Source organism: Amycolatopsis sp. NPDC043885 (genome assembly GCF_056435685.1).
On record NZ_JBWKEA010000024.1, the window covers coordinates 45,753 to 72,103 of the forward strand.

Below are 26,351 nucleotides of genomic sequence, written 5' to 3' on the forward strand. Positions count from 1 at the left end.
AAATGGTTTCGCGGCAAGGAGTCGACCCGCGTCGTAACGAAGCCAGGACACCTGGGACATAGGACGGATATGCCGATTACGCGTGTATCCTCCCCCGATCACTGGCCATCCCGAGGCGACCGGCCGATGAGGGCGTCAAGATGAGACTCGCCGGGCATGTCACGAATTTCGTTGTCCAGCGGTGGCAAAAAAAGCTCTTCTCGCTCATTCGTGGAAGCTTTGCTTCCCATTTCGCACTATCGCTCGGCCGCTCGGCGGCGACACGGGATGAGCTGGACGAAATGAAGTGTGCGCCGATGGAACCAGTCCGGGCCCGCTGAAAGGAGTAATCACAACTCCTCAGCGGCCCCGGACGATACTCGAGGGCAGGAACGGGTCGCCGGCACGGTCCGGACAGCCGTGAGCAGACCCCGGAGGCGCCGCGGCTACTTCCCCTTTTCGGTGGCACCGATCTCTCGCGCGCGTTCCACTCGCTGCGCGAACACGTCTTCCATGACGTCGGCCATCTCCTGGAGCACCGACCGGCGCCGGCGCTTGGCGAGCCGGTCGATGTAGAGGAGACCGTCGAGGTGATCGGTCTCGTGCAGAAGACAACGGGCGAAATATCCGGTGCCCTCGATCACCAGCTCGTTCCCGTCCTTGTCCTGGCCGCGCACCACCGCTTTTTCCTCGCGGTGCAAAGCCGCGGTGGGACCTGGCACCGAAAGGCAGCCCTCATGAGCGTCTAGCAGACGTCGCTCACGTGGACCGAGTGGATCGACCGTGGGATTGAGGATATGGCCGACGTGGCGCACGCCGTCGTCATCGAAGCAGTCGTAGACGAACAGGCGCAGATCGACGCCGACTTGGTTTGCGGCAAGGCCGCAGCCCGCGGCCACGTACATGGTGACGAACATGTCGTCGATCAACCGGGACAGTTCCGGAGTACCGAACTCCGTCCGCGCGGGGGCGCAAGGCCGGTGAAGGATCTCCTCCCCCACGACCGTGACCCGCAGGACTTGGCCACGCGCGGCCTCGGGCGCACGGGCAGGGTAGTCGCCGTCCACAGGCACACCCTGGACTCGGGTGCGGCGGTCAGTGACCGGGATAGTTGCCATCGTCGTGCGATCCCTCCGAAATTCGCCGTCCCGTGACCAGGAAAGCCTGTTGGATTTGGTTCAATGGGCTCACTTTACCTTGGCGAAATGGCCGGTCCCGCAACGACACAGAGCCATCCGTGCGACAAAGCGAGTTCCCGTTTCCGCGGAGAATCGGACCGAAGCTGGCAGATGGAGCCGTCGCCGAAGTATCGTGACACCACGCGAGGCGGAGGGATGCCTGGACCTCACCCGCACCGCCGGAGGTGGTGAGAATTCGGGCGCCCGCATCGATTCACGATCCCGGAAGTGCAGACCCCGAGCAACCCTTCGAGGAGGAGCATGTACACCGACGCGCCGACGCCGGGACGTCCACTGCCGAGTCCGATCCGGGTCGTGGTCGCCAAGCCCGGTCTTGATGGCCACGATCGTGGCGCCAAGATCGTGGCGCGTGCTCTGCGCGACGCGGGCATGGAAGTTGTTTACACCGGGCTGCGGCAGTCTCCGGAACAGATCGTGCGTGTCGCCGTGCAGGAAGACGCCGACGCCATCGGCCTGTCCGTGCTGTCGGGAACGCACCTTTCGTTGTTCCGGCGCATTCTCGACCTGCTGGCCGAACAGGACGCGACCGACATCGTCGTCTTCGGCGGTGGCATCATTCCCGCCGAAGACATCGAAGAGCTGGCCGCGATGGGGGTCGCGCAGATCTTCACCCCCGGCGCCGCGACGACCGAAATCGTCGACTGGGTCCGGGACACCCTCGCCCCGGCCTCGATGGCATGATTTCCGCTGTTCTTGTGTACCCGGCACAACCACTACGGTGATCGGATGATCGTCGCGACCGACCGGAGCCCGGAGGACACCCGACAGTGAAACTCCTGTCCGGCCTCGATTCAGCCGCTGCCTCACCCGGAAAACCCGTGCGAGAGAGCGAAGTCTGGCCGGGGGTCACGGATCCGGCCGGTCTGCTCTCCGGCATCACGGAGTGGTTGACCGGATACGGCAACCACCAGACCCGCCGTACTTACGCCGAAGGACTGGGGCTGCCGGTGACCACCGACGATATCGGCGGCTGGATGGGGCCCCGGATCGGTGCCCCGGTCCGGGATCGGTGGGCTGACGCCTTGGCCGACTACGCCGAGGCCGTCGTCATCGCGCCCGCGGCCAAGCCGCCGGGACGGGCAGGACCTCCGCCCGCGGGCCGGGGACGGTTACGGGATTGCCATTGGCTGCGGTGGTGCGCGGCCAACGGGGTGGATCCGACGGTGGCGACATCGGCACAGGTGAAGACGTGGCTGAGGGACCTGGAGTCGGCGGGAGCGGCGCCGTCGACGCGGGACCGGATGTTGGCGACGGTGAAGACCATGTACGCATCCCTGGCCGATGCGGGGCTGGTGGCGGCAAACCCGGCAGCGCTGGACCGGCGGCGGCTCGGGCTGACCGCAGCAGCGGCGAGCACGTCGGCGACGGTCACCTTGACGACCCGGCAGGTCGCGGCATTACATCAGGCGGCGGGGACACCGCGGCGGGGCGCGAGTGCGTGTGATGTCGCACGCGCGGTCGCGATCGTCGCGTTGTTCACGCTGGGTTTGCGGGTCAGTGAGCTGTGCGGGCTCGACGACGCCGACCTGCATGTGACCCGGGGGCGGCGGGCGCTACGCGTGCGCGGCAAAGGCGGGAAAGTCCGCATCGTGTATCTGAGTGTGCCCGCTGAGCGCGCGTTGGTGGAGTATCTCGCGCTGCGTGCGGACGGTACGGGAACCGCGGTGGTGACCGGCGCCAGCCGCCGCGCCCTGCCCTCAGACCGCCCGCTGCTGGTGACCCGTGGCGGGCGCCGATTCGCCCGTCAGGCGATCTGGCAGCTCCTGCGCCGTCTCGCCGCGGCCGGCGGCCAGGACTTGGCCGGCGTCGCCGAGGCGATGCATCCCCACGCGCTGCGGCACTTCTACGTGACCGCCGCGGTCGAGGCAGGGGCCTCGCTGGAATATGTGCAGGCCGACGTCGGGCATGCCAGCATCGACACCACCAGCGGCGTCTACGATCACGCGGCCCGTGACCCGGCGCGCAGCGCGGTCGACCTCGTCGCCGACGCCTGGCACCCGAGCGGCACCTGACCCATGGTGACGCGGGCCAGGGTGGTGGCCCGGCAACGAGGCGGCTGCTGACGCCGCGGCTGGGACGGCTGTTCGACTGAGGTTTCCGCTCAGCCCAGGGACGCGCTCGCGGCGCGCAGTTCGTCGAGAGCCTTGATCAGAAAGGCGGCGAAGTCGTCCTCGGGAGCGCGGTCGCCTTCGGACCATTCGACGTAGCCCCGCTTGAAGGCGAGGACGCCGAGTTCGCTGGCGAGGGCGTCTCGTTCCTGAAGTTCGGCGCTCGCGGCGACCGCGGCCTTGAGCCGCGGGCGATCTCCCGGCTCATCGGGCCCATCGCGGTCGACGCGCGGACGAGACCCGCGGCGACCGCCTCGAGCGGACTGGCTTCCGCGGGCGCTTCGGAGATCCCTTCGGTCAACAGCCGACTCAGCGTTTCCTGTCCGGCGACCAGCAGTTCGCGCTTGTCGGGGAAGTGCCGGAAGAAGGTGCTCTTGGTGACCCCGGCCCGTTCGGCGATCTGCACGACCGTCGTGGCGTCGTAGCCCTGCTCGGTGAACAGGTCGACGGCCGCCACGACGAGGCGTTCACGCGCGTCCGGCACCCATCGACCCATGGGCTCATTCTCTGTGATGGGACTCTTGTCCCATCACTTTACGGAGAATCCATGCGCGTCTTCATCACCGGCGGCACCGGCCTGATCGGGTCCGCCGTGGTCGCCGAACTCCTCGGCAACGGCCACACTGTCCTCGCACTCGCCCGCTCCGAGGGCGCGGTTAAGGCCGCTTCGGCGCCGATCCGAGGCGGTCTGGCCGATCTGGACGTCCTGCGGACCGCCGCCGCCCAGGTGGACGGAGTGATCCATTTGGCTTTCGCCAACGACTTCAGCAGCTCCGAAGCCGTGGCGAACGCGGTCGCCGAGGAAAGCGCCGCCCTCGCCACCCTCGGTGAGGCGCTCGTCGGCACCGGCCGCCCTTCGTGACCTGTTCGGGCACGCCCGCCACGCCGGGCCGCGCCTCCACCGAGAGTGACCCGATTCCGACCGACGGGCCGGTCGGCGGCCGCGGCCGCGTGGTCACCGGGGTCCTGACGAGGGCACGGGCGGGTTCGCCGGCGTGCTGACCGGGATCGCGCGCCAGAGCGGAGTCTTCGGTTACCCGGGCGACGGCACCCAGCGCTGGCCCGCGGTGCACGCTCTCGACGCCGCGGTCCTGCTCAGGCTCGCCCTGGAGAAGGCCGAAGCAGGCACTGCCTGGCACGCCGTCGCCGACGAGGGCGACCCGGTGCGCGACATCGCCGGGGTCATCGGTGGGCGGCTGGGACTGCCCGTCGAATCCGTGCCGGTGGAGACCTACGGGCCTCTCGGCGTCATCTTCGCGGCCGACCAGCCCTCGTCCAGCGCCCACACCCGCCAAACGCTCGGTTGGACTCCCCAGCACCCGAGCCTGCTGAAGGACCTCGAGAACATCCAGCCCTAGGCCTCGAGGACGAAGAACAGAAAACTCAAGAAGGCGGTCTTGCCCGCGAGTTCCTCGGGGAAGCGCTCGTGCGCGCCCGGTGCCGGATGGGGCTCACTGATGACGGCGGTCCGGAAACCTGCCGCGGTGAACGCGTCGGTCATCGCGTGCAGAGGGCGATGCCAGTACGTCAGCACGGCTTTCCGGCCGTTGAAGGAGTACTCGTCGGACCACTTGGCGATCTTGAAGTAGTCCGAGTCGGGATGGACCAGTTTGAACAGGAGCGGGTGGTTGACGGCCATGATCAGCCTGCCGCCGGGTTTCAGTACGCGCCGGATCTCGGCCAGCGGAGCGGTCCAGTCTTCGAGGTAGTGCAGGACGAGGGCCGCGATGACGTCATCGAACGCGCCGTCGGGAAAGGGCAGCGGGGCGCCGATGTCGGCGACCTGGAGGGCCGTGTCGTCTCCGAGTCGTTTCCGGGCCAGCTCCAGCATCTTGGTGCTGGCGTCGAAGCCGGTCACGATGGCGCCCCGCTCCCGCAGCGACTCGAACAGGGGGCCTGCGCCGCAGCCGGCGTCGAGGATCCGCCTGCCGGCCACGTCCCCCGCGAGGTTCAGGATCGCGGGCCGTGTGTAGTAGGCATTGATCAGGCTGTTCTCGGACTCGGCCGCGTATGCCTCGGCGAAGCCGTCGTAGTCGTTCTCCATCGCTATGCCTTTCACCGGGCCGATCCGGGGTTCTTGCGGTGGTTGGCGTTGAACCGCGCTTTCTTCTGGCGATTCCCGCACGTGTTCATGTCGCACCATCGGCGGGTGCGGCTTTGACTGGTGTCGAAGAAGGCGGCCCGGCAGGTCGGTGACGCGCACAAGGCGAATCGTCCGTCGCGTTCACCCGCGATGATGCTGATCGCGTCGGCGGCGATCACGCTGAGGGCGTCTTCCACGCCGGAAACCCGCCATCGCCGCTCACCCTCGGGTGTCAGGACGGCAGCGGCCCGGCCCCGGGCGCTGCACTCGTTGATGACCCGGACGGCAGGCGCGGGGAGCGTGTCCTGGAGCGCGGTCGCGGTCGCGGTGGCGTGAATCGCTTCCCTCAGCTCACGGGCGAGGTCGAGCTGGGCGGTGGTGCAGGAGCCCACGTCGAGGCCGTTCACGGCCAGCCAGTCCACGAGCCGGTGCGGCGTGGGTATGCGCTCGACGGCGTCGCCACGACGCTCCGTCAGAGTCGCCGTGAAGCTGGTCGCCAGCACGCTACCGAGGCGGAAGTCGGGAAACCCAGCAGGCATGGAACCACCTTAGCCGGTTGCACACCGTCGGCCGGAACTGTTAGAACCGTCTTAGCCGGTTCCGCAACGCCAGGAGGTCTCATGACCAATGAGGTGCGAGCATTCGAAAGCCGGGCGACGGAGGCCGACCTCGAGGAGCTGCGGGCGCGATTGGCCGCGGCGCGGCTGCCCGAGGCCGAGACGGTCTGTCGCCCGGCGCCCGACCCGCGCCGATGGGACCAGGGCGTTCCTCTCGCCGACCTCGTCGAGGTCGTGGACTATTGGCGCACGGAGTACGACTGGCGGTCGTTCGAAGAGCGCCTCGACCGGATCGGCCAGTTCCGCACGACCATCGACGGCCTGGGGATCCACTTCCTGCATCGCCGATCCGCGCGTGCGGATGCCACTCCCCTGATCTTGACCCACGGCTGGCCGGGCAGCGTCGCCGAGTTCGTCGACGTGATCGAAGAGCTCGCGGATCCGAAGGACGCGGACGCGCCGGCGTTCCACGTCGTGGCCCCGTCGTTGCCGGGATTCGGGTACAGCGACAGGCCTGCCACCACCGGATGGGGCACCGAAAAGATCGCGTCCGCGTGGGTGGAGCTGATGGGAAGGCTCGGCTACGGCGAGTTCGTGGCCCACGGCGGCGACTGGGGAGGCAATATCACCACGGTGCTCGGCGGCAGGTTCCCGGCGCACGTACTCGGCATCCACACGACGTTCGCGCAGGGGCCGCCCGGGTTGTCCATGGACGGGCTGACGGCGGCCGAGCGCGAGTGGGCCGAGCAGACCCGTGATTTCTGGGGCCGTCGCGCGGCGTACGCGAAACAGCAGGCGACCCGGCCGCAGACCATCGGTTACTCCCTCGTCGACTCACCGGTCGGGCTGCTCGCCTGGATCCTCGACAAGTTCGCCGAGTGGTCGGACACCGAAGACGGTCCGTTCGAGACGATCTCCAGAGACCGCGTTCTCGACGACGTGACCCTGTACTGGCTGACACGGACCGGCGCGTCGGCGGCCCGCATCTACTACGAAAGCCACGATTCCCTGGACCCCGGACTCCGGGTCGACGTCCCGTCGGCGATCACCATGTATCCCCGCGACATCGAGAAATGCCCACGTCCTTTGGCGCAGGAGCGGTACCGGCGGATCGTTCGCTGGAGGTCTCCCGAATCCGGGGGTCACTTCCCGTCGCTGGAGGTTCCCGGATATTTCGTCAAGGACCTGAGGGAAGGTCTAGCGGCGGTACTGGCCGCAGCGGGTCGTTGAGGTTCTCGGGGAACGAAGCGCTCGCCGTCGAACACCATCTCGAGCGGCGGTCGTCGCGCGGCGGGCTGCCAGCCGGCGCGAAAGGCGTCACGAATGGCGCGGCGGACCTGCGTCTGCGTGGGCAGGAAGGCGTGGTGGTAGGGGTCGAGAACGAGAACCTGTCCGCCGGTGCCGTCTTCCTTGACGCGGATCACGCGCGTTGTCGTTTCCCAGTCGGCATCGAGGTGCCAGAGGAACCACTGGCCGTTCCGGAGCGAGACCCGGCGGGTGTCCTTCTCGGGCCAGGTCATCCCAGCGTGCTGCCGAGGAGGGCGAGCAGTCGTTCCCAGTGGCGCCGCGATCCGGCCTCGTCGAAGGCGTCGGTGTCGGACATGGTGAAGCCGTGGACGGTGCCGGGGTAGATCTCACAGCTGTAGCCGACGCCGGCGGCGTCGAACGCCTGGCTGATCTCGGTGATCGCCTCGGGTGTCATGTCGTTCTCGGCGAGTCCGAGGTGGACTTTCGCGGTGAGGCCCGGGATCTGCCGGTGCGGGCTGTCGGGCCGGTCGGTGACCAGGGCACCGGGATGGAACCCGGCGACGGCGGCGACGCGATCGGGGTGGGCCGTCGCGGTGCGCATCGCGAGGACGGCGCCCATGCAGTAGCCGATCGTGGCGACCGGTCCGCCGCGGACCTCGCGCCGGGAGGCGAGGAAGTCGAGGTACGCGGCGGCGTCGCTCAGTGCGCGTTCGGTGGTGTGCGCTTCGATGAGCGGCATGATCTGGCCGAAGAGCGCGGGACGGTTTTCGGTGGTGATGTGCTCGGGCAGGTCGAACACGGGTGCCGGGCGGTGCCGGTGGAAGACGTTCGGGACGAGTACGTAGTAGCCGTGTCCGGCCAGTTCGCGGGCCATGTCCCACAGGACGGGGCGTGGCCCGAACGCGTCCGGGTACAGGAGGACACCCGGATGCGTTCCGCCGTCGCCGGGGATGGCGGCGAAGGCGTCGGACTGGCCGTCCGGGGTGGGAATGCTCAGCGTTGTGGCGGGAATGGCGGTGCTCCCTCGTCTCGTCGGTGTAACCCCGAACGTAGACGATCAAGCTCAGCCCAGCCGCAGCCGATCGGCCAGTCCGGCCGCGGTGAACGCCGTCACCAGGTCGTCGCGGCCTTCGGTGAAGTGCGCCCAGCTGTCGATGTGCACGGGGACGACCGTGCGGGCACCGAGAATCCGCGTCGCCTCCGCGGCCAGCGCGCTGTCGAGGACGAGCAGGGCGCCGTCGAAGACCGGCTTCAGCCGCGGAGCCCCGGCGAAGAGCACAGCGGTGTCGACCGGGCCGAACCGGTCGGCGACCTGGCGGACGACGTCGAGCGAGGCGTTGTCGCCGCTGATGTAGACCGTCGGCAGGCCCTGGCCGGTGAGCACGAATCCGACGACGTCGCCGGTGACCTTCTCCGAGCCTTCCGGCCCGTGGAGCGCGGGCGCGGCGGTCACGGTCACGACTCCTCCGCCGGGCCGGTCGAGCTCGACCGTCTCCCAGGTCTCCAGCCCTTTCGCGGTGCCGCCCAGCCTGCCGGCGCCACTGGGCGTGGTGAGCGTCAGGGGCACGTTCGCCAGCAGCTTCCGGCCGGAGTGGTCGAGGTTGTCGGGGTGCTCGTCATGGGAGAGCAGGACGGCGTCGATGTGGCCGAGGTCCGCGGGGTTCAGCGATGCCGGCGCGGTCTTGGTGAGGCCGGGTTTCCCGTCGGGCCGCCCGTAATGGCCGGGTTCGTCGAAGGTCGGGTCGGTCAGGAATCGCAGGCCGCCGTAGTCGATCACCGCGGTCGGGCCGCCCGAGACCTGGACCGAGAGCTGTTCGCCGAGCTGGCGCATCGTTCTCCTCACGGATAAGTAATTCTGCTTCCGTGAGTACTCTAGCCAGTTCTCACGGACGAGTTCAATAACTTCCGTGAGGAACTACCATGAGAACGTGAACGACACCGCTGCCCTTCCCCCGGCCCCCGGCGCCGAGCAGTACGTCGCGCTGGCGCTCGCCAACACCACGATCGCGTTGCCCGGCGGCCAGTTCACCGATCTGCTCGGCACTCCGGCCGCCGCGACGAAGTGGCTCGCCGAACAGGGGCTCGCCCCGGTCAACGCCGGTTTACAGGAGATGTGCGCGGGACTGGTCCAGTCGTTGCGCGAGCAGGTGCGGGTGCTGCTCGCGTCGAGGTCGTGCTCGGATCCGGCTCCGAAGAGCGCCCTCAACGCCGTCAACGAAGCGCTGAGCAAGGCGCCCACCGCGGAACTCCTGCGCTGGGACCCGGCCCGCGGGCTGTACCGCACCGCGTCGCATCCGATCACCCAGATCGTCGAGCACGCGTTGGCGACGCTCGCCGCCAACGCCGCGGACTTGCTGACCGGTCCGGACGCGGAGCGGATCGCCGCCTGCGGGTCGCCGCCGTGCACGCGGTTCTTCCTGCGCAACGGGCGGCGCCAGTGGTGTTCCGTGCGTTGTGGTGACCGGGCTCGCGCCGCCCGCGCCTATGCCAGGCGCTCGCAGCCGGTCGGTCAGCGGTAGGACGCGAACTGGTCCAGCAGGGGCTTCGGGGAGTCTTCGGCGAAGCAGAGGACGAGGCTTTCGGCGGGCCGAGTTCGGCTACGTCGAGCATCGCGAGGGTTGGCGCCCTCTCCGGCGAACGGCGACATCAGGTGGGCGGCGTCCCCGAGCAGGGTGACACCGGGGACACGGTCCCAGCGGTGGCCGATGGGCAGCGCTTGGATCGGCCGCAGGATCAGCTCGCCGGTGATCAGCGCCCGCAGTCCCGTGTCCACCCGTCGAAGTGGTTCAGGACGACCTCAAGGACAACGGCAGAGAGATTGACTCTCCCTGCCACTTCCAACATATAGCGCACCCGGGGGCTTGCGGCAAGACCCCGGTCATGCCGCAGAATCCCCCGCCGTACCAGCACGAGTTCGACAAACGGGGGAACTCTTGATCGACGTGATCATCGCGGGCGGCGGACCGACCGGCATGATGCTGGGTGCCGAACTGCGGCTGCACGGCGTCCGCGTGGTCGTCGTGGAGAAGGACCTGGAGCAGACCAAGGTCGTCCGCTCCATGGGCCTGCACGCACGCAGCATCGAGGTGATGGACCAGCGTGGCCTGCTGCAGCGATTCCTCGAGAACGGAACGAAGTACCCGGTCGGCGGCTCCTTCGCGGGCATCATCAGACCGGCGCCGCCGCTGGACAGCGCGCACGCCTACATCCTCGGCATCCCGCAGACCGTCACCGACCGGCTGCTGACCGAGCACGCCGCCGAAGCGGGCGTCGAGATCCGCCGTAGCCGCGAACTGGCCGGGCTGAGCCAGGACGAGGACGGAGTGGAGGTCGAACTGGCCGACGGCACGAAGTTGCGCGCGCGATACCTCGTCGGCTGCGACGGCGGGCGCAGCACGGTGCGCAAACTCCTCGGGATCGGCTTCCCCGGAGAACCTGCCACCGCCGAGACCCTGCTGGGCGAGATGGAATTGACCGAGGACTGGGAAACCGTGCTCGCCGTGATGACCGAAGTCCGCAAGACCCAGCTGCGCTTCGGCCTCTCTCCCATCGGCGACGGGGTCTACCGGGTCGGCGTGCCCGCCGAAGGCCTGGCCGACGACCCGCGGATCCCGCCGGCCTTCGACGAGGTCAAACGACAGCTCAAAGCCGTCGCGGGCAGCGACTTCGGCGTGCACTCACCGCGCTGGCTCTCCCGCTTCGGTGACGCCACCCGCCTGGCCGAGCGTTACCGGGACGGACGCGTGTTCCTGGCGGGCGACGCGGCGCATATCCATCCGCCGGTCGGCGGGCAGGGGCTCAACCTCGGCGTCCAGGACGCCTTCAACCTCGGCTGGAAACTGGCCGCCGCGGTCAACGGCTGGGCGCCGGAGGACCTGCTGGACACCTACCACACCGAACGGCATCCGGTGGCCGCCGCGGTGCTGGACAACACCCGTGCGCAGATGCAGCTGATGTCACTCGATCCGGGGTCCCAGGCGGTCCGGCGGCTGCTGGCGGAACTCATGGGGTTCGAGGACGTGAGCCGGTTCCTGGCCGAGAAGATCACCGCGACCGCGATCCGCTACGACTTCGGCGAAGGGCACGAACTTCTCGGCCGCCGGATGCGGGACCTCGATCTCAAGCAGGGACATCTCTACGGGCTGACCCGCGGCGGCCGGGGTCTGCTGCTCGACCAGACCGGCGCGCTGTCGGTACAGGGCTGGTCGGACCGGGTCGATCACGTCGTCGACGTCAGCGAGGAACTGGACGTGCCGGCCGTCCTGCTGCGGCCGGACGGACACGTGGCGTGGGCGGGCGAAGACCAGCACGAGCTCGTCGGTGCCTTGCGCCGGTGGTTCGGAGAGGGCGAAGTCCTCTAGCGCGCCCGGGGACGGCGGCTATTGGCTGAGGACGTTCCGAATCCGCTACCACGACAGGAGTTGATGACCAATGGCCGGACGGGTGGTGCACTTCGAGATTCCGTTCGAGGACGGCGAGCGCGCACGCGGCTTCTACCGGGAGGTCTTCGGCTGGAAGGCCGACACGATGCCGGGGATGGACTACACGATGGTCGCCTCGGGGCCGACCGCCGAGACCGGCATGCCCGCGGAGCCGGGGTTCATCAACGGCGGGATGCTGGCCAAGGAACTCAGCCCCGCGTCGGGACCGGTGATCGTGCTCGACGTCGACGGCATCGACGACACGCTCGCGGTCATCGAGAAACAGGGCGGCACGACCCTCGTCGGCCGGACCGCGGTCGGCGACATGGGTTTCGCCGCCTACTTCAAGGACCCGGAAGGCAACGTCATGGGGCTCTGGGAGAACGCGGGCCAAAGCTGAACCCCGCGGGCCCGTGGCCGTCGTGGTCACGGGCCCTGCGGTCCCCGGTACGGCAACGTCTGGTTGTAGACGATGTTGGTGTTCGTGCTGCCGAAGAGCGCGAGCTCGTTGACGATCTCCTCCAGCCGCCCCATCGACGGGGCCGCGATCTTCAGCGAATAGCAGTCGTCACCGGTCGTGCGGAGGCATTCGAGGATCTCGGTCCGCTCGGCCAGGAGCTTGTGCAAGGGTGCGTGCTTGCTGCCCGGGTACTTCAACCGCACCACCGCGAGCACCACGTACCCGGCCTTCTCCAGATCGACCTCGGCGCGATAGCCGGTGATCACCCCCGCCGACTCCAGCCGCTTGACCCGTTCCGTCGTCGCCGACGCGCTCAAGCTGACCCGCTTCCCCAGCTCGGTGAGTGGCAGGCGCCCGTCCTTCTGGAGCTCGACCAGGATCGCCCAGTCCGTCGCGTCGAGAGTCTCGGCCATCCGGGGAGAATACCGGCAGATCCACGGCGGAAACGGCCATACGCCGGGAAAGATCCCTTCCCGGGATTCGGGCCCCGCCTATAGCCTTGACCTGTGCGAATAGGTGTCAACGTCCCGAATTTCGGACCGGGGACCGACCCCGGGATCCTCCGCGGCTGGGCCACCACGGTCGAAGGCCTCGGCTACGACCTGCTGATGGTGTCCGACCACGTCGCCATCACCCCCGACGTCGCCGAGCAGTACCCGGCTCCATTCTACGAACCGTTCACGACGCTGTCGTGGCTCGCCGGCGTGACCGACCGGATCCGGCTGGGCACCACCGTGCTCATCGTCCCGTACCGGCATCCACTGCTCATCGCCCGTATGGCCGCGAACCTGAACCAGCTCAGCGGCGGCCGGCTCGTACTCGGCGTCGCCTCAGGCTGGGCCCGTCAGGAGTTCGAAGCCCTCGACGTCCCGTTCGAGCACCGGGGACGGCTGACCGACGGCCACCTCGACGCCGTCCGGAAGGCGTGGGCCGACGACGCCGACTACCGCGCCGGCGAAATCCCGATCTGGGTCGGCGGCAACAGCGACGCCGGGATCCGCCGCGCCGTCCGGATCGGGGACGCCTGGCACCCGCTGCGGGCCACCCTCCCCTGGCTCACCGAAGCACTCACCAGGGTCAAGACCATCGCCGATGCCCACGATCGGCCGGTCCCCGCGTTCGCCCCGCGGATCGTGCTCAACGTCACCGAACGCCCCGCGACCGGACCCGATCGCCCCGCCGGGGAAGGCACGATCGAGCAGATCGTCGACGACCTCGACCGCCTGCAGCATCTCGGCGCCGAGACGATCGTGCTCGACCCGTTCTCCGGCGACCCCGACGAGACCCTCCGCCCGGAAGCCGCCTGGCAGGCACTGGCGACCGTGGCCGCACACTGGGAACTGGGCCGCTACCGAACCGAACAGGACCGACGATGACCGAAGAAGACGAGAAGTTCCTCCGCCGCGCCATCGAACTGGCCGCGAAATCCCGCAAGGACGGCGACCCGCCCTTCGGCTCGCTGCTCGTCGGCGCCGACGGCACGGTGCTGGCCGAGGACCACAACACCACGGTGTCGCAATCAGACATCAGCCTGCACCCGGAGCTGAAACTCGCCGTGTGGGCCGCCCGCGAACTCGAACCCACCGTCGCCGCGAAGACCACCATGTACACCAGCTGCCAGCCATGCGGGATGTGTCAGGGCGCCATCGAACGCTCCGGCCTGGGCAGGGTCGTGTTCGCCCTCTCCGGCGAACAGGTCACCGCGCTCAAGCCGCCCGTCACCGCACCGCCTGTTCGGCTGGAGGGGCCTGCGCTGTACGACGAGGCCCGCGTCCCCGTCGAGGGCTACTACACCTGAGCCCCGGTCCGTGAAGGCCTCCTTCCCTACCCTGAAAGTAGGGAAGGAGGCCTTCACGGACTTGCGGGTCGTGAAGGGGGACTTCACGGACCGGCGCATAGGATGATCACGATGTCCGCCGAACTCGTGCCCACCGCGCCGGAACCGCCGTCGCGGCTTCCGGAGACCAGGCCCGAGAACCGGCGGCGGATCCTCGCCGAAGCCGTCGCACTGCTGCCCGCGCTTCCTCCGGCCGACCCGCTCGACCGGTACGCGATCCGGCACATCACCACGCTCTGGCTCGAGACCGACAAGACCGATCACACCCGCCGCGCCTACTACGCCGACCTCTCCGCCTGGCTCGGCTGGTGTGCCCGCACCGGGCTCGACCCGCTCATGGCGCGCCGCGCCGACGTCGACGCCTGGAAGAACACCCTCACCGTCACCGGCAAGGACGGCCTGCCGCGGACTCCAACGTCGCGCGCACCCTCGCCGGCATCTCCAGCTGGTACCGGTACCTGCAGTCCAACGACATCGCCGACCGCAACCCGGTCTCCGCGGTCAACCGGCCCAAGACCGGCAAGACCCCGCCACTGCCGGCACTCGGCGGCGAGTCGACGGCGAAACTGCTGAACCACATGGAGAAGCGCGCCCGCGCGAACGACACGGAACCGTCCTGGCGCGACGCCGCAGTCGTCGCGATCCTGTTCTACACCGGCCTGCGCGTCTCCGGCCTCACCACCGCCACCGTGCAGGACCTCGTCCCCGCCGCCCAGCACCCGCTGCGCCGCTACCTCGAACTGCGCGCCGCGCGCACCGGCGTCCGCCCCGACGAGCTGACCGGCCCGCTGCTCGCGACCATGCCCCACCGCTACGACAGCACCAAATCCGGCGGGAAACCACTGGCGCAACGGGATGTCTGGTTCCTCCTGCGGGCACAGGCCCACGCCGCCGGACTCGCCGAAGCGAACACCATCTCCCCGCACACCGCGCGGCGCACCACGGGAACCCTGCTGCTGGCCAACGACGTCCCGGTCCAGAAGGTCCAGGACCTGCTGGGACACGCCGACATCCGCACGACCCGCGACCGCTACGACGCGCATCGCCACAAGCTGGAGACCTCTCCCGTGCACGCGCTCGCGCAACTGCTCGCCGACGCGCGACACCGTCAGAACTGAGCCTGCCCCAGCTGGGACTTCGTCGCCCCGATCACCACACCGTCGACACGCGCGAGCCAGCTCCCGCACAGGCACCGGACGTACTCAAGCCTCCCCTGGGAGACCCGCTGGGAATTCGTCGCGCTTCCAGGCAGTTCGGCCAGCGGCCACCCACACCGCGGGCACTCGTTCGCTTCCATGCCCCGATCGTGCTGTAATGAGTCAATGCACTTCAACCCTTACGGCGGTGCGGCGGCGCAGATCGCCGCCGACCTCGTCAACCTCGGCGACGCCGCCGACCCGGCGACGCTGACCACGATCTTCCGCGACCGCATGACCGTCGCCGCCGTAAAGGACCACGAATCGACCGAGATCATCGCCTGGACCAAGAGACTCCGCGACGTCTTCGAAGCCGACCCCGCCACCCGCGTCGACCTGGTCAACGCGCTGCTCCACGATTCCGCGTCCAAGCCCTACATCTCCACCCACGACGGCAAGGCACCCCACCTGCACTACGTCGACGCACACGCCGGCACCGCGTCCCGAGTCCGGGCCTACACCGCGGGCGGACTCGCACACCTCGTCTGCGACACTCCGGACCGCTTCGGCGTCTGCTCACGCGAAGGCTGCGAAACGGTCTACGTCGACGTCTCCCGCAACGGCCGCCGCCGATTCTGCTCCACCCGCTGCGCGACCAGGGTCCACGTCGCCGACCACCGGAACCGGCAAGCGGGCTGGATGTAGTCCGGCGTTGCCGGAGTACGGGCGCACGTACGCCCACTTGTCGAGCAGGGTGCGATTCAGACGCTCGACCGCGGCAGGAGCCGTCGTCTGTGAGGACACGTTCGGCGATGATGCCGTGGCCTGCCGATCATTGGCGATCCGTGCTCCGATTTTCGCCGGGACGCTCGCCGGGTGCGTCCCGTGAGCCGAAGCCACTGCCCAGGATGCGGAAGGCGTTGGAGCGCAGGGCGTGCCCGGACAGGGTGATCGCGTCTCCGCCCATGCCGCCGATACAGCTAGATCGCGTACCGCCACGCCGTCAGAGCGTGCGCCGAGAACCACGCACCCAGCACCACCCACGCCACCGCGGCCGCCACCGCCGTGACCGTCCGCCGTTTCGACAATCCGATCGCGATCGGCACCAGCACCGGGAAGGCGGGCAGGATGAACCGGATCTTCGCATCCGGCAACCCCCGCGTACCGATCGCCAGCAACAGCACCCCGGCCCCGTACAGCGTCAACGGCCACGGAACCCGGATGAACGCCGCCACCAGCACCAGCACCACCGCACCCAGCAGCAACAACACCGTCAGCGTGCTGAACACCGACTCGTCCCCGGTCAACCGCGCCAGCACCGAATCCGCGGTCTCCGCACCGAAGTCGAACTCGGTGTTCCAGCCCCGCAACTCGATGTCCTGCCAACCGGTCCAACTGCCCGTCCGATACGCGACGAACCCCAGATACCCGGCGACCCCCAGCGGAGCCACCACCGCACCCGCCAACGCCCACCAACGCTTCTCGGTACGCCGGAAGACCGCGACCAACGCCGCCACCACGACCACCGCGACCAGCACCACCGCCGTCGACCTCGACAACCCGGCCGCGAAAGCGCACAGGCCAGCCAGCATCCAGCGCCGCTCCAGCACACCCACCAGCGACCACACCGCGAAAGCGCAGAACACCGCTTCCGTGTAAGCCATCGAGAACACGATCGCCATCGGCGCCCCGGCCCACAACGCCACCAGCAACAACCCGGTCTGGTCACCCCGCTCCGGCGAAACCGCCCGCCCGATCCGGATCAACCCGCACGCCAGCACCAGACCGGCCAGCACCGACACCGTCAACGCCGCCGTCACCACATCCGGCCCTAGCCACATCACCGCGCCGACGAGCTTCGGATACAACGGGAAGAACGCCATCGGCGCGTCCGAATACGGCTGCCGCGCCGCGTCCAGCGTCCCCGGCAGATCCGCGTACCCGTGCACCGCCAATCGCAGATACCACTGCCCGTCCCACGCCGTGAGCCGATCGGTCAACGTGGCACCACGCCGAGCGGCCAGCAGATCGAGCAGCTGGACACTCGCCGTCCGGATCACGAGATACAACAGGATCGCCCTCGGATAAGGCGACCACGCCAGTCTGTCGAGCGCTCTCTCGAACACGCGCGCCGGACGCCCCTGCCGGGGCGCCCTCTCGGGAGCGGCGGGCTGATCAAGGTCGTCGACTTCTCGGAGCACGCTCAGAGTGTCCACAATGCGGGGCCAGCTCGCCGCTCGATCCCGAAGATTCCCAGGCTCCGCGCAGGTGGGGAAGGCCACAAACCCGGCTTGTGACCCCACCTCGATCTTGTGTTTCCCAGCCACCGCCCCCGCTCCTACGTTCGAAGTCATGAGCGAACAGAACCTCAAGGACACCGTCGCCATCATCGCCGGCGGCGCGAAGAACCTCGGCGGGCTCCTCTCCACCACCCTCGGCGAAGCCGGCGCCAAAATCGTCGTCCACTACCACGGCGACGCCTCCGCGGCCGACGCCGGCAAGACAGTCGAAGCCGTCCGCGGCGCGGGCTCCGAAGCCATCGCCGTCCAAGGCGACCTCACCGCGGTCGCCGACGTCCGCCGCCTCTTCGACACCGCCGTCGACACCTTCGGCGGCGCCGACATCGCGATCAACACCACCGGCATGGTCCTGCGCAAGCCGATCCTCGAAACGACCGAGGAGGACTACGACCGCATGTTCGCGGTCAACGCCAAAGCCGCCTACTTCTTCATCCAGGAAGCCGGACGACGCCTCTCCGACAACGGCAAGATCATCAGCCTCGGCACGTCCCTGCTGGCGGCCTTCACCGACGGCTACTCCACCTACGCCGGCGGCAAAGCCCCGCTGGAGCACTTCACCAGGGCCGCCGCCAAGGAGTTCGCCGACCGCGGCATCTCGGTCAACGTCGTCGCACCCGGCCCGATGGACACCCCGTTCTTCTACCCGCAGGAAACCCCCGAGCGGGTCGAATTCCACAAGTCCCAGGCGATGGGCGGACGACTCACGAAGATCGAGGACATCGTGCCGATCATCAGGTTCCTGGCCACCGACGGCGCCTGGTTCACCGGCCAGACGATGTTCCCCAACGGCGGCTACACCACCCGCTGACCCTTACGCTGGCCAAGACGCCGTAGACCGGACACGAAAAGGAACCCCGGGGTGGGCCTGGACCTGTACAAGCTGAACCACCTCATCGCCGTCGCCGAAGAAGGCAGCTTCACCCGCGCGGCGGCCCGGCTGCACCTGAGCCAGCAGGCGCTGTCGACGTCGGTGCGCACGCTCGAGCGGGAGGTCGGCGTCCCCCTGCTCGAGCGGAGCGCCACCGGCGTCACCGTGCTCCCCGCCGGACAGGCACTGATCGCCGACGCCCACCTCCTGCACGGCATCGCCGACTCCGCCGTCCGGCGCGCCAGGCGCATCGGCCGCAGCGAACCGGAACGCCTCCGCGTCGGCCACACCCCGGCCGTCACCGGCGACGAGGTCACCGCCCTGCTGCGCAAACACCAGAGCGACCCGGACCTGATCATCGACGTCAACCAGCGCTACCCCGACGAACTCGTCGCACAACTGCTCGGCGGGCAACTGGACCTCGGCCTCGGCCGCGCGCTGACCCTCGCGCACGGCCTGGTCGGGACCACCCTGATCCGGCAGCGGCTCAACGTCGCGGTCGCCACCGGACACCGGCTCGCCGAACGCGAGTACCTCGCCTTGACCGACCTCGACGGCGAAGAGATCACCGTCTGGGGACACCCAGGCCGGTCCGGCTACACCGATCTGCTCGTCAACCTCTGCCGCGACGCGGGATTCGAACCCAACGTACGCCGCAACCCCATCCAGGGAACGCCACCGGTGGCCGCCGTCCTCGACACCGAAGGCGTCGCGTTCGTGACCGCGTCACCCGGACCGGCGGCGGGCGGCGCCGTCCAGGTCAGGGAACTGCGGCCTGCCGCGCACGTCCCGCTGCAAGCCCTTTGGCCGCAGCACAGCACTTCCGACGCACGCCAAGCGTTTCTCGCGTCCGCTCAAGGCTTCTAGAGGCCGAGCCGGTCGTGGTGGTCCAGTAGCTTCGACAGCAGCTCGGTGAACCGCTTCCGCTCGTCGGCCGAAAGCGGAGCCAGCAGCTCGTCCTGCCGTTCGGCCAGCTGTTTCTCCAGCCGTCGCAGTTGCCGCCTGCCCGCGGTGGTCAGCGAGATGACGTTACGCCGCCGATCGGCCGGATCCGGGGCACGCTCGACCAGCTCACGTTCGGCGAGCTCGTTGATCGCCGCGACCATCTCGCTCACGTGGATGCCGCTCCGGCGGCCCAGCATCGCCTGGCTGGCAGGCCCGAACTCGTCCAGCGTCGCCAGCACGCGGTAGTGGTAGCCACGGGAGTCGACCGCGGCGAACCCGTCGGTCACCAGGCGATGCGCGTGGTTCGCGGTCTGCGTGAGCAGCCAGCTGGGCAGCTTCCGCCAGCCGCCGCACGGCTCGTCCGAGGAGTTCTCCATGTGACGAGTCTAACGAATCGTTGGGCACCCGAACGATTCCGGTATCGTTGGGACACCAAACGTTTATCTGCCCAACGAATCGAGCCAGGCGTGACGATCAAGCCCTTCCACATCGACATCCCCCAGACCGATCTCGACGACCTCGCCGACCGGCTGGCCCGCACCCGCTGGCCCAACGAGGTCGCCGACGCGGGCCTGGACTACGGATTTCCGCTCGCCCGTCTCAAGGAACTCGCCGAATACTGGCGAACCGGATACGACTGGCGCGCCCACGAAACCGAACTCAACAAGCTTCCGCACTTCACCACCGAGATCGACGGTCAGAACATCCACTTCGTGCACGTCCGGTCGGCGAACCCGGACGCGCTCGCACTGGTCCTCACCCACGGCTGGCCCGGTTCGTTCCTGGAGTTCCTCGACCTGATCGAGCCGCTCTCACCCGACTTCCACCTGGTGATCCCTTCGATTCCGGGCTTCGGGTTCTCCGGCCCGACCCACGAACGAGGCTGGAGCACCGACCGGATCGCCCGGGCGTGGGCCGAGCTGATGCGCCGCCTCGGGTACGAGCGCTACGGCGCACAAGGCGGCGACTTCGGTTCGGGGATCTCGACGGCACTCGGCGCGGCGGCACCGGAGCACGTGGTCGGGGTACACGTGAACTACCTGCCGACCCGGCCGGATCCGGACGCCGGTCTCGAACTGTCCGAAGAGGACGAAGCTCGCTTGGAGAAGGTGAAGCGACTCATGGCGAATCGCCCGCCGTATCAGGCATTGCAGGCCGCCACCCCGCAGACCATCGGCTACGCGTTGACCGATTCACCGGTCGGCCAGCTCGCCTGGATCGCCGAGCGCTTCGCACAGTGGACAGACCCGCGCACGCCGGTCAGCGACGACCGGATGCTCACCGACATCTCGCTGTATTGGCTGACCGCGACCGCGGCGTCGTCCGCGCGCCTCCACCACGACACCGGAAGGGGGAACGCTCCTTGCCGCGCCCCACTCGGCGTGGCGGTGCTCCCGCATGACATCACGCAGTCGGTGCGACCACTGGCCGAGCGGCTGTACGACATCAGGCACTGGTCGGAGTTCGACCGGGGCGGGCACTTCGCCGCGATGGAGGTTCCGGACCTGCTCGCCGAAGACATCCGGAAGTTCTTTCTCGGCCTCACCTCTGTGCAGCTTTTTGCGAGATGAGTCTGGGTTTTCTCTTTTGCCGTGCTGTATAGGTCGTTATACATTTCGAAGGTTCAGCATGTCGTCGGGAGGCCGGTCGGCCTCCCGACTGACCGGACGGCGATCGCCGCGCCACACTCCCCCGCCGTCCAGCGTCCTGTATGGCGCGCCACTCCGCTCCCCCTGGACGACGCCTGGCAAGCACCTCCGTGGCACTGAGTGCCAGTCCTTACTGTTCGGCCAAGGCGGCGTTGACCTTGGCGATGACGTCGTGCAGAGGCGTCGACGTGGTCATCACCGCCACCATGGTCGTTTCGACCGCGGCGTCCTGCACCTTGAACGCGTCGATCACCAGCGCGAATGCCTCCGCCGCGCTGGCCGCGATGTCGTCCTGCCCGCCACTGCGCAGCCAGCGCCGGAGCACGTGGTTGTTGGCGGCCGCGATCGCCGCCGCGGCCACGGCCGCCCGCAGGCTCGCCGTCTCGTCACCCTGTTCGGTGAACCGCGCCCGCAAGTAGCGGGCGAGCACGCGCTGATAGCGGTCGACGGTCGCGACTTCCTTGTCCCGCAACGAAGGCACCGTCCGCGTCAGCGTGAACCGCTTGAGCGACACGTCGAGTTCCGCGGCGTAGGAGTCGAGGACCAGTCCGACGGCGGCGCATGCCACCTCGACGGGATCACGGTCCGGATCCGCGGCGGCGAACGTCTCCTCCATCTCCGCCACGATCTCGTCGTGGTTGGCGAAGAGCACGTCGTCCTTGGCGTCGAAGTACCGGAAGAACGTCCGGCGGCCCACCCCTGCCGCGGCCGCGATCTCGTCCACCGTGGTGGCCTCGTAGCCCTTCGCCACGAACAGGTCCACGGCCGCCGCCGCGAGCGCACGACGCAGCCGGCGCCTCCCCGCGGGGGTCGCGCCGGCTCTGGTCACCGGCACCCGGCGCGGCGAATCGGTCATAGCGGGACGGTAGCAGCCACTTGCTAGTGGCACTGAGTGCCGTTAGGCTGTGCGGAGTTCCCGGGGCCGTGTCCCCTCCCCCGCTCGGAAGGCGCCGACGATGTCGCTGGACCACCAAGTGCTCCCGGTCGAGTCACGTTCGATCCGCCCCCGGGGCGATGCCTTCTACGGTCGGCTCTTCGGCTGGTCGCTCAAATGGCGAGGTCCGCAGCCGTTCCTGGTCCTCGAAAGCGGGATCTGCGCGGTGACCCTGCCCAAGATCAACGGCGCCCAGGTCCTCGCCCGGCTCGCCGAGACCGGCTGCGAAGGCCCCGCCATGACGGTACTGACGCAGCAGGGACCGCGTGTGGCCATTCTCGCGGAGACCGACGGGCTGATCCCCTCTCGGGATTCCCTGCCGCAGCACGTCGAAGTACTCGCCTGGGGCACACTGCTCCCCCTTCCCGCCGACTCCGGCCGGGCAGAGGCCCACGCGGAATGGCTCTCGGCACCGGATCCCCGACAGCGGTGGCTTCCCAGCCTGGACGCCGTCCTCGCGGGCGTCCGGCCGAGGTAGCGCACGCGGCTCATGCCGCCACCGACGCCTGCGCGGAAACGAGCAGCGCTCCACCGTCCGATTCGGACAGGGTGATCTCGAGAGTCGCCCCTTCCGCCAGCGGCGGCAGATCGCTCAGGGTCACGCGGCCGATCAGCCGTTGACCGCGGCGGGCGTTCACCACACCGGAACGCCGGACTTCGATTCCCGAGCGGTGCCACACGCGAACGCTGCCCGTCGCCCGGCCTCGCCACCGGCTTCCGCACCAGGCCGCGAGCGCGGCCCCGGCCGTGTTGCACAAGACGTCGTCCAGCGAACCCACCCGTCCGGCGCCCTGCCAGACCTGAAGGCATTCGATCGATACGGACACCGCGAACGCCGCCAGGACGATCCGCGGAACCGGCTTCGCCCAGTCGAAGCGCACCGGCGCCAGCACCGCGAGCGGCGCCAGCAGCAAAACGTTGCCCGCCAACTGGAACAAGGCGAGATCCGGGCGATCCTCGAAGACGGGCAGGACATCACCCAGCAGGTGGAGACTCACCGAGGAACCGCGGCCCGCCGTCGGCGCCGGCACGAACACGACCGGAAGCACCGCGAAAAGCGAGGCCAGCAAAGCGAAATCCAGCGCGATCGCGGACCGGCGACGCCGGTTCCCCCGAAGCCGCGCGACGAATTCGGCGACGACGGCACCGGCCGCGGCGGCGAGCAGCGACCACGGTGCGACGTCGGAGAACGCCCGCCACCACCATCCCATGCACTCCCCTTTCGCCGATGATCGTCTTCGGCGAGGGTGGCAGCATCGTGAAGACCAGACAAGGACCCTGGTTATTGTCGGTGAATAACTACCATCCGCGTTGATAGTTCACGGGGTTCGATTGTCACGGCCGTGCGGTCAGCGCCGGACCGATCCATCGTCGGACCAAGGCCCTCAACTGTTCGTCGGTGTGCGCCGGTGTCGAGGGGTACTGCAGGAACGACAGGAACAGCCGCATCAGCATTTCAGCGAGGCCCTCGAAGTGCTCGTCGGCCGTGACGCCCACCGCGGCCCAGTCGACCGGCACGTTCCGCAGGATCCGCGCGCCGAGCGCGAACGACTGCGAGGAAGTGACCGCCACGGTGAAGACATCGGCCTCACCCGCTTTCAGGAGCAGTCCCAGGTACGGCTCGTCGGGGACCGCACGGACGCCGAACACCACGGATTCCACCGCGACCTCGGCGGGGTCGGCGAACGTGGCCAGATGCCGCTCCATCCGGCCGGCGAACTCTTCGACCCGGTCCAGCGCGACGGCGCTGAGGATGTCGGCGAGACTCGGAAAGTAGCGGTAGACGGTCTGCCGGGTGACGCCCGCTTCCGCGGCGACGTCGGAGAGGCTGGTCTTGGCGAGGCCGACCCGGTCGATGCAGGCGGTCGCCGCCTCGACGATCCGGCGACGTGCCTCGCGCTCGGTTCCGGGCGGATTGCCCCGCCATCCGTGGTGCCCCATGCGCCTCATCTTCCCCGAACGGAGAATCTCAGACGGTGGCAGGTGCCAGGCGACGCACGTGGTACAGCGCGGCGAGCATCAGGCCGGCGGCCACGAAGCAGGCCAGTACGTACAGGCCGCTCCCCAGTGTGACACCGTCTTCGATGACGGCGCCCAGCCAGAACACGGCCATCACACCCAGGTAGACGGCGGGGAAGTACCGGACGAAAAGCGAACGAGGCTCTTCAGCGCCTCGATGCCGGACGAAGATCCAGATTCCCGCCGCCCACAGCAGCGCCAGCTCGACGGCGAGAATCCAGGTTCGCACCGTCACGTTGCCGCCGAAGAGGCTCGACGCGAGCCCGGCGATCGCCATGCTCAGCGGCGTGAGGACCCCGGCCACCACGATGCGTGCCACCAGCGACCACCCGCGCCTCGAACCACCGGCGAGCCGCACCACCAGATAGGTCATGGCGCCCATGGATACGGACGCGAAGAGCAGCATGCTGGTCATGGGCACGGAATCCAGTGCCGGGTGATTGACGATCCGGTTGTTCCCGTTCCAGGCCCACCACTTCAGCCGGGGCCCGAGGTGGTCGAAGACCTCGTAGAAGACCTGGCAGGCGAAGGCGACCGCCACCGACCCGGCCAGCGCGCCGCGCGCACGGAAGATCCCCAGCGACCGGACGAGTTCGTAGGCGAGCTGGCTGATCATCGGATAGAACGCCACGATGTAGAGGGGCAGCCGGTCCCACATGAACTGCACGGTGAACCGGTTGTGGGCGAAGATGAATCCGTACTGCCGCTCGAGGCCGAACCATTCCGGGAAGTACAGGGGCGGTTCGATGACGAAGAGGTAGACCAGCGAAGCGCACCACAGCGCCAGATTGACCGAGTCGCCCTGGCGGTGACGGCGGACGGCGTGCACCAGCGCGAACACGGCTCCGCCGAGGACGAGCAGTTCCAGCAGCGGCATCGTCCAGTGCCCCGCCGCCCACGGTGGGCGGATCGAGAGCCAGGCGGACACGTCGTGACAGTCGAAGCCGAGGCCTCGGGTGACGGCTTCCGCGTCCGCACCGCATACGGCGCTCATCGGGCGACCGCCGGTTCGGCGGCGCCACCTTCCGGTGAATAGTCCGTGACCGGCGGCTCGGCGCGGGCGTCGAAGTCGAACGGGATCCGGTGCCGCCCCAGCGCCGCCCGGATCCGGTAGCGCACGAGGCCCCCGATCACCCTCGGGTTCGTCATCATGTCGCGCAGCGACTCGTCGAGGTTGAACACCTTCGCGAAATGCTCGTCGACCACGTCGTCTTCGCGAGCTGCGCCGACGATGAGCCTGAACGCCGGACCGGACACCGCCGAGAGCAGACGTCGCTTCCACTCCCCCGCCTTTTCGGTGCCCACCGCGCAGGCGTACCCCTGGTCCCTCGCCATCGCCAGGCTCCACGGCACGGTGAGCAGCTTGCGCTGGGCCGCGAGGAAACGTGCGGAGAACCCGGTGTCGAGACGCTCGGCGCCGGCGAGGTGCTCGCGCAGCAGCAGCGCCGAACCGGCGGCGGAACTGATGCCCTGTGCGTAGAACGGGTTGAACGCGCAGATCGAGTCGCCGACGAACGCCAGCCGTTCCGGCGGGGTGCGGAGCCGGTCGTAGCGCCGCCATTTGTTGCCGGTCGATCGGGTGAGGTGCACCTCGGAGATCGGCGTGGACCGGTCCATCGCGGCCGCGAACAGCGGTGCCCGCACTCGGCGGGCGGACTCGACGAACGCCTCGGTGGTGCGGGGCATCTCGATGCCCCACGAGCCCATGCACGCGATGACCCGGTTGCCCTCGATCGGGAAGAAGTTCACCAGGAACTCGTGCTCGTCCGGATGCGGGCCCTTGTCGGGGGTCGGCATGATCACCAGATGCCGCCACCACCACGACGGCGGGCGCTCCTCGGGTGACGGCAGGTCGTACCAGCGTGAGGTGTAGGTGACCTTGGCGTCGAGGGTCCGCACTTCGGGTTCCGGCCAGCCGGCCGCCACCAGCCACGCGCCGACCGGGGAACCGCGGCCCATCGCGTCCACCACGAAGTCTGCGTCGAGGTGCTCCTCGCCGTCGCCCGTGGAGAAGCCGACCCCCGTGACGGCGCCGTCCCGGGTCTTCAGCCGACTGACCGCGACGCCCTCACGGATCACGACGTTGGACAGCCCGCGGACCTTGTCCCGAAGCACGCGTTCGATGAGGATCCGCGAGCTGTAGATCATCGTCATCGCGCTGCGTTTCCGCGCCGACCAGCCCTTCCCGTCGAGGTAGGCGGCGTCCATGGACGGCATGAGATGCAGTCCGCCGGCGGCGATGAGGTCGTCCTCGAATTCGGGGAACAACGCTCCGATCGCGCGGCGGCCCGAGTTCAGGAGGAAATGCGGATGTTTGCTCTGCGGCACCCCGCGCCGGTGTTCGGCCTCGGCCGGGAGCTCGTCGCGTTCGAGCACCAGCACGCGGTCGAAGTACGGGGCCAGCGCGCCCGCGGTGCAGAGTCCGGCGGCGCTGCCACCGAGGACGACGGCGGTCTTGCCGAGTCGCATACGACCAACTCCCAGCGTCATTCATACAGTTTGACAACGCTTGTATGAATGTATGAACGACGCCACAGGCTGTCAAGATGCCGACAGATGTGCCTGATGCCGTAACTCGCGTGATTAGAGCCGTAACTCGCGTGTTTGA

30 protein-coding genes and 3 pseudogenes are annotated in these 26,351 nt (G+C 68.7%); 16 read left to right on the forward strand and 17 right to left on the reverse strand.

Annotated features, from left to right (window positions below):
* Nucleotides 1-425: 425 nt before the first annotated feature.
* Nucleotides 426-1,046, reverse strand: a complete 621-nt coding sequence (def, locus tag AC069I_RS40235) for a peptide deformylase (RefSeq protein ID WP_478228818.1) — start codon at nucleotides 1,044-1,046, stop codon at nucleotides 426-428.
* 426 nt (nucleotides 1,047-1,472) lie between these two features.
* Here def and AC069I_RS40240 point away from each other — a divergent pair, with 426 nt between their 5' ends.
* Nucleotides 1,473-1,859, forward strand: coding sequence for a cobalamin B12-binding domain-containing protein (locus AC069I_RS40240; protein WP_478228819.1), 387 nt, complete (start codon nucleotides 1,473-1,475; stop codon nucleotides 1,857-1,859).
* A 137-nt stretch (nucleotides 1,860-1,996) separates the two neighbouring features.
* Nucleotides 1,997-3,190: a tyrosine-type recombinase/integrase gene (locus tag AC069I_RS40245; protein ID WP_478228820.1), complete on the forward strand. Its 1,194-nt coding sequence runs from the start codon at nucleotides 1,997-1,999 to the stop codon at nucleotides 3,188-3,190.
* 89 nt (nucleotides 3,191-3,279) lie between these two features.
* Here AC069I_RS40245 and AC069I_RS40250 read toward each other — a convergent pair.
* Nucleotides 3,280-3,782, reverse strand: a pseudogene (locus AC069I_RS40250) (TetR/AcrR family transcriptional regulator).
* A gap of 51 nt (nucleotides 3,783-3,833) precedes the next feature.
* Here AC069I_RS40250 and AC069I_RS40255 point away from each other — a divergent pair.
* Nucleotides 3,834-4,644: pseudogene (locus AC069I_RS40255) on the forward strand (NAD-dependent epimerase/dehydratase family protein).
* Here the strand turns inward: AC069I_RS40255 and AC069I_RS40260 are convergent.
* Entirely contained in the window at nucleotides 4,641-5,330 is a 690-nt protein-coding gene (locus AC069I_RS40260; RefSeq protein WP_478228821.1) for a class I SAM-dependent methyltransferase, read from the reverse strand. The pseudogene AC069I_RS40255 and the gene AC069I_RS40260 overlap by 4 nt on opposite strands.
* An 11-nt stretch (nucleotides 5,331-5,341) precedes the next feature.
* Nucleotides 5,342-5,908 carry a CGNR zinc finger domain-containing protein gene (locus tag AC069I_RS40265; protein ID WP_478228822.1) on the reverse strand — a complete coding sequence of 189 codons (567 nt, stop codon included), beginning with the start codon at nucleotides 5,906-5,908 and terminating at the stop codon, nucleotides 5,342-5,344.
* A gap of 81 nt (nucleotides 5,909-5,989) precedes the next feature.
* Between AC069I_RS40265 and AC069I_RS40270 the strand changes: the two genes are divergently transcribed.
* On the forward strand, nucleotides 5,990-7,156 hold the full coding sequence (locus AC069I_RS40270; RefSeq protein WP_478228823.1) for an epoxide hydrolase family protein: 1,167 nt from the start codon (nucleotides 5,990-5,992) through the stop codon (nucleotides 7,154-7,156).
* A gap of 286 nt (nucleotides 7,157-7,442) precedes the next feature.
* Here AC069I_RS40270 and AC069I_RS40275 read toward each other — a convergent pair whose 3' ends face one another.
* Nucleotides 7,443-8,186 (reverse strand): dienelactone hydrolase family protein, encoded by a 744-nt coding sequence (locus tag AC069I_RS40275; protein ID WP_478228890.1) that lies wholly within the window; start codon nucleotides 8,184-8,186, stop codon nucleotides 7,443-7,445.
* 51 nt (nucleotides 8,187-8,237) lie between these two features.
* A complete protein-coding gene (locus AC069I_RS40280) occupies nucleotides 8,238-9,005 on the reverse strand; it encodes an MBL fold metallo-hydrolase (RefSeq protein WP_478228824.1) in 768 nt (255 codons plus the stop codon).
* A gap of 97 nt (nucleotides 9,006-9,102) precedes the next feature.
* On the opposite strand from AC069I_RS40280, the gene AC069I_RS40285 reads away from it, so the two are divergent.
* The gene (locus AC069I_RS40285; RefSeq protein ID WP_478228825.1) at nucleotides 9,103-9,693 is read left to right on the forward strand and encodes a CGNR zinc finger domain-containing protein; all 591 of its coding nucleotides are present in this window, start codon (nucleotides 9,103-9,105) and stop codon (nucleotides 9,691-9,693) included.
* Here the strand turns inward: AC069I_RS40285 and AC069I_RS40290 are convergent.
* Nucleotides 9,684-9,947: a hypothetical protein gene (locus AC069I_RS40290; RefSeq protein ID WP_478228826.1), complete on the reverse strand. Its 264-nt coding sequence runs from the start codon at nucleotides 9,945-9,947 to the stop codon at nucleotides 9,684-9,686. The two genes, AC069I_RS40285 and AC069I_RS40290, sit on opposite strands and share 10 nt — an antisense overlap.
* Nucleotides 9,948-10,107: 160 nt before the next feature.
* Between AC069I_RS40290 and rox the strand changes: the two genes are divergently transcribed.
* The gene (gene rox / locus AC069I_RS40295; RefSeq protein WP_478267724.1) at nucleotides 10,108-11,535 is read left to right on the forward strand and encodes a rifampin monooxygenase; all 1,428 of its coding nucleotides are present in this window, start codon (nucleotides 10,108-10,110) and stop codon (nucleotides 11,533-11,535) included.
* Nucleotides 11,536-11,605: 70 nt separating this feature from the next.
* Nucleotides 11,606-11,995, forward strand: a complete 390-nt coding sequence (locus AC069I_RS40300) for a VOC family protein (protein ID WP_478228828.1) — start codon at nucleotides 11,606-11,608, stop codon at nucleotides 11,993-11,995.
* Between the two features lie 26 nt (nucleotides 11,996-12,021).
* On the opposite strand, the gene AC069I_RS40305 is transcribed toward AC069I_RS40300, so the two are convergent.
* Nucleotides 12,022-12,468 carry an Lrp/AsnC family transcriptional regulator gene (locus AC069I_RS40305; RefSeq protein ID WP_007034427.1) on the reverse strand — a complete coding sequence of 149 codons (447 nt, stop codon included), beginning with the start codon at nucleotides 12,466-12,468 and terminating at the stop codon, nucleotides 12,022-12,024.
* 93 nt (nucleotides 12,469-12,561) lie between these two features.
* On the opposite strand from AC069I_RS40305, the gene AC069I_RS40310 reads away from it, so the two are divergent.
* The 4 genes from AC069I_RS40310 (at nucleotide 12,562) to AC069I_RS40325 (ending at nucleotide 15,010) form a co-directional block, all read left to right on the forward strand.
* Nucleotides 12,562-13,431: an LLM class flavin-dependent oxidoreductase gene (locus AC069I_RS40310; RefSeq protein WP_478228829.1), complete on the forward strand. Its 870-nt coding sequence runs from the start codon at nucleotides 12,562-12,564 to the stop codon at nucleotides 13,429-13,431.
* The gene (locus AC069I_RS40315; protein ID WP_478228830.1) at nucleotides 13,428-13,853 is read left to right on the forward strand and encodes a nucleoside deaminase; all 426 of its coding nucleotides are present in this window, start codon (nucleotides 13,428-13,430) and stop codon (nucleotides 13,851-13,853) included. Before AC069I_RS40310 ends, AC069I_RS40315 begins: the two co-directional genes overlap by 4 nt.
* Before the next feature lie 111 nt (nucleotides 13,854-13,964).
* Nucleotides 13,965-14,465, forward strand: coding sequence for a hypothetical protein (locus AC069I_RS40320; RefSeq protein ID WP_478267725.1), 501 nt, complete (start codon nucleotides 13,965-13,967; stop codon nucleotides 14,463-14,465).
* Nucleotides 14,466-14,470: 5 nt separating this feature from the next.
* On the forward strand, nucleotides 14,471-15,010 hold the full coding sequence (locus AC069I_RS40325; RefSeq protein ID WP_478267726.1) for a tyrosine-type recombinase/integrase: 540 nt from the start codon (nucleotides 14,471-14,473) through the stop codon (nucleotides 15,008-15,010).
* On the opposite strand, the gene AC069I_RS40330 is transcribed toward AC069I_RS40325, so the two are convergent.
* Nucleotides 15,001-15,189, reverse strand: a complete 189-nt coding sequence (locus tag AC069I_RS40330; protein ID WP_478267727.1) for a hypothetical protein — start codon at nucleotides 15,187-15,189, stop codon at nucleotides 15,001-15,003. The two genes, AC069I_RS40325 and AC069I_RS40330, sit on opposite strands and share 10 nt — an antisense overlap.
* A gap of 25 nt (nucleotides 15,190-15,214) precedes the next feature.
* Between AC069I_RS40330 and AC069I_RS40335 the strand changes: the two genes are divergently transcribed.
* On the forward strand, nucleotides 15,215-15,733 hold the full coding sequence (locus AC069I_RS40335) for a CGNR zinc finger domain-containing protein (RefSeq protein ID WP_478228833.1): 519 nt from the start codon (nucleotides 15,215-15,217) through the stop codon (nucleotides 15,731-15,733).
* A gap of 3 nt (nucleotides 15,734-15,736) precedes the next feature.
* On the opposite strand, the pseudogene AC069I_RS40340 reads toward AC069I_RS40335, so the two are convergent.
* Both AC069I_RS40340 and AC069I_RS40345 read right to left on the reverse strand, forming a co-directional pair.
* Nucleotides 15,737-15,857: pseudogene (locus AC069I_RS40340) on the reverse strand (IS481 family transposase); the annotation flags it as partial.
* 151 nt (nucleotides 15,858-16,008) lie between these two features.
* Nucleotides 16,009-17,229, reverse strand: coding sequence for a hypothetical protein (locus AC069I_RS40345; protein WP_478228834.1), 1,221 nt, complete (start codon nucleotides 17,227-17,229; stop codon nucleotides 16,009-16,011).
* Nucleotides 17,230-17,380: 151 nt separating this feature from the next.
* Between AC069I_RS40345 and AC069I_RS40350 the strand changes: the two genes are divergently transcribed.
* Both AC069I_RS40350 and AC069I_RS40355 read left to right on the forward strand, forming a co-directional pair.
* Complete coding sequence (locus AC069I_RS40350; protein WP_478228835.1) at nucleotides 17,381-18,136, forward strand: SDR family oxidoreductase; 756 nt, start codon at nucleotides 17,381-17,383, stop codon at nucleotides 18,134-18,136.
* Between the two features lie 51 nt (nucleotides 18,137-18,187).
* Nucleotides 18,188-19,063: a LysR substrate-binding domain-containing protein gene (locus AC069I_RS40355; protein WP_478228836.1), complete on the forward strand. Its 876-nt coding sequence runs from the start codon at nucleotides 18,188-18,190 to the stop codon at nucleotides 19,061-19,063.
* Here the strand turns inward: AC069I_RS40355 and AC069I_RS40360 are convergent.
* Complete coding sequence (locus AC069I_RS40360) at nucleotides 19,060-19,518, reverse strand: MarR family winged helix-turn-helix transcriptional regulator (protein ID WP_478228837.1); 459 nt, start codon at nucleotides 19,516-19,518, stop codon at nucleotides 19,060-19,062. The genes AC069I_RS40355 and AC069I_RS40360 overlap by 4 nt on opposite strands.
* A gap of 90 nt (nucleotides 19,519-19,608) precedes the next feature.
* Between AC069I_RS40360 and AC069I_RS40365 the strand changes: the two genes are divergently transcribed.
* A complete protein-coding gene (locus tag AC069I_RS40365; RefSeq protein WP_478267728.1) occupies nucleotides 19,609-20,712 on the forward strand; it encodes an epoxide hydrolase family protein in 1,104 nt (367 codons plus the stop codon).
* 208 nt (nucleotides 20,713-20,920) lie between these two features.
* Here AC069I_RS40365 and AC069I_RS40370 read toward each other — a convergent pair whose 3' ends face one another.
* Nucleotides 20,921-21,646, reverse strand: a complete 726-nt coding sequence (locus tag AC069I_RS40370; protein WP_478228839.1) for a TetR family transcriptional regulator — start codon at nucleotides 21,644-21,646, stop codon at nucleotides 20,921-20,923.
* A 100-nt stretch (nucleotides 21,647-21,746) separates the two neighbouring features.
* On the opposite strand from AC069I_RS40370, the gene AC069I_RS40375 reads away from it, so the two are divergent.
* Nucleotides 21,747-22,202, forward strand: a complete 456-nt coding sequence (locus AC069I_RS40375; RefSeq protein WP_478228840.1) for a glycogen operon protein GlgX — start codon at nucleotides 21,747-21,749, stop codon at nucleotides 22,200-22,202.
* Between the two features lie 10 nt (nucleotides 22,203-22,212).
* Here AC069I_RS40375 and AC069I_RS40380 read toward each other — a convergent pair whose 3' ends face one another.
* From AC069I_RS40380 to AC069I_RS40395, 4 genes are all read right to left on the reverse strand, one after another.
* Nucleotides 22,213-22,935, reverse strand: a complete 723-nt coding sequence (locus AC069I_RS40380; RefSeq protein ID WP_478228841.1) for a VanZ family protein — start codon at nucleotides 22,933-22,935, stop codon at nucleotides 22,213-22,215.
* Nucleotides 22,936-23,059: 124 nt separating this feature from the next.
* Entirely contained in the window at nucleotides 23,060-23,665 is a 606-nt protein-coding gene (locus AC069I_RS40385) for a TetR/AcrR family transcriptional regulator (RefSeq protein ID WP_478228842.1), read from the reverse strand.
* Nucleotides 23,666-23,693: 28 nt separating this feature from the next.
* Nucleotides 23,694-24,737 (reverse strand): hypothetical protein, encoded by a 1,044-nt coding sequence (locus AC069I_RS40390; protein WP_478267729.1) that lies wholly within the window; start codon nucleotides 24,735-24,737, stop codon nucleotides 23,694-23,696.
* Complete coding sequence (locus AC069I_RS40395; RefSeq protein ID WP_478267730.1) at nucleotides 24,734-26,212, reverse strand: FAD-dependent oxidoreductase; 1,479 nt, start codon at nucleotides 26,210-26,212, stop codon at nucleotides 24,734-24,736. Before AC069I_RS40395 ends, AC069I_RS40390 begins: the two co-directional genes overlap by 4 nt.
* Nucleotides 26,213-26,351: the final 139 nt, after the last annotated feature.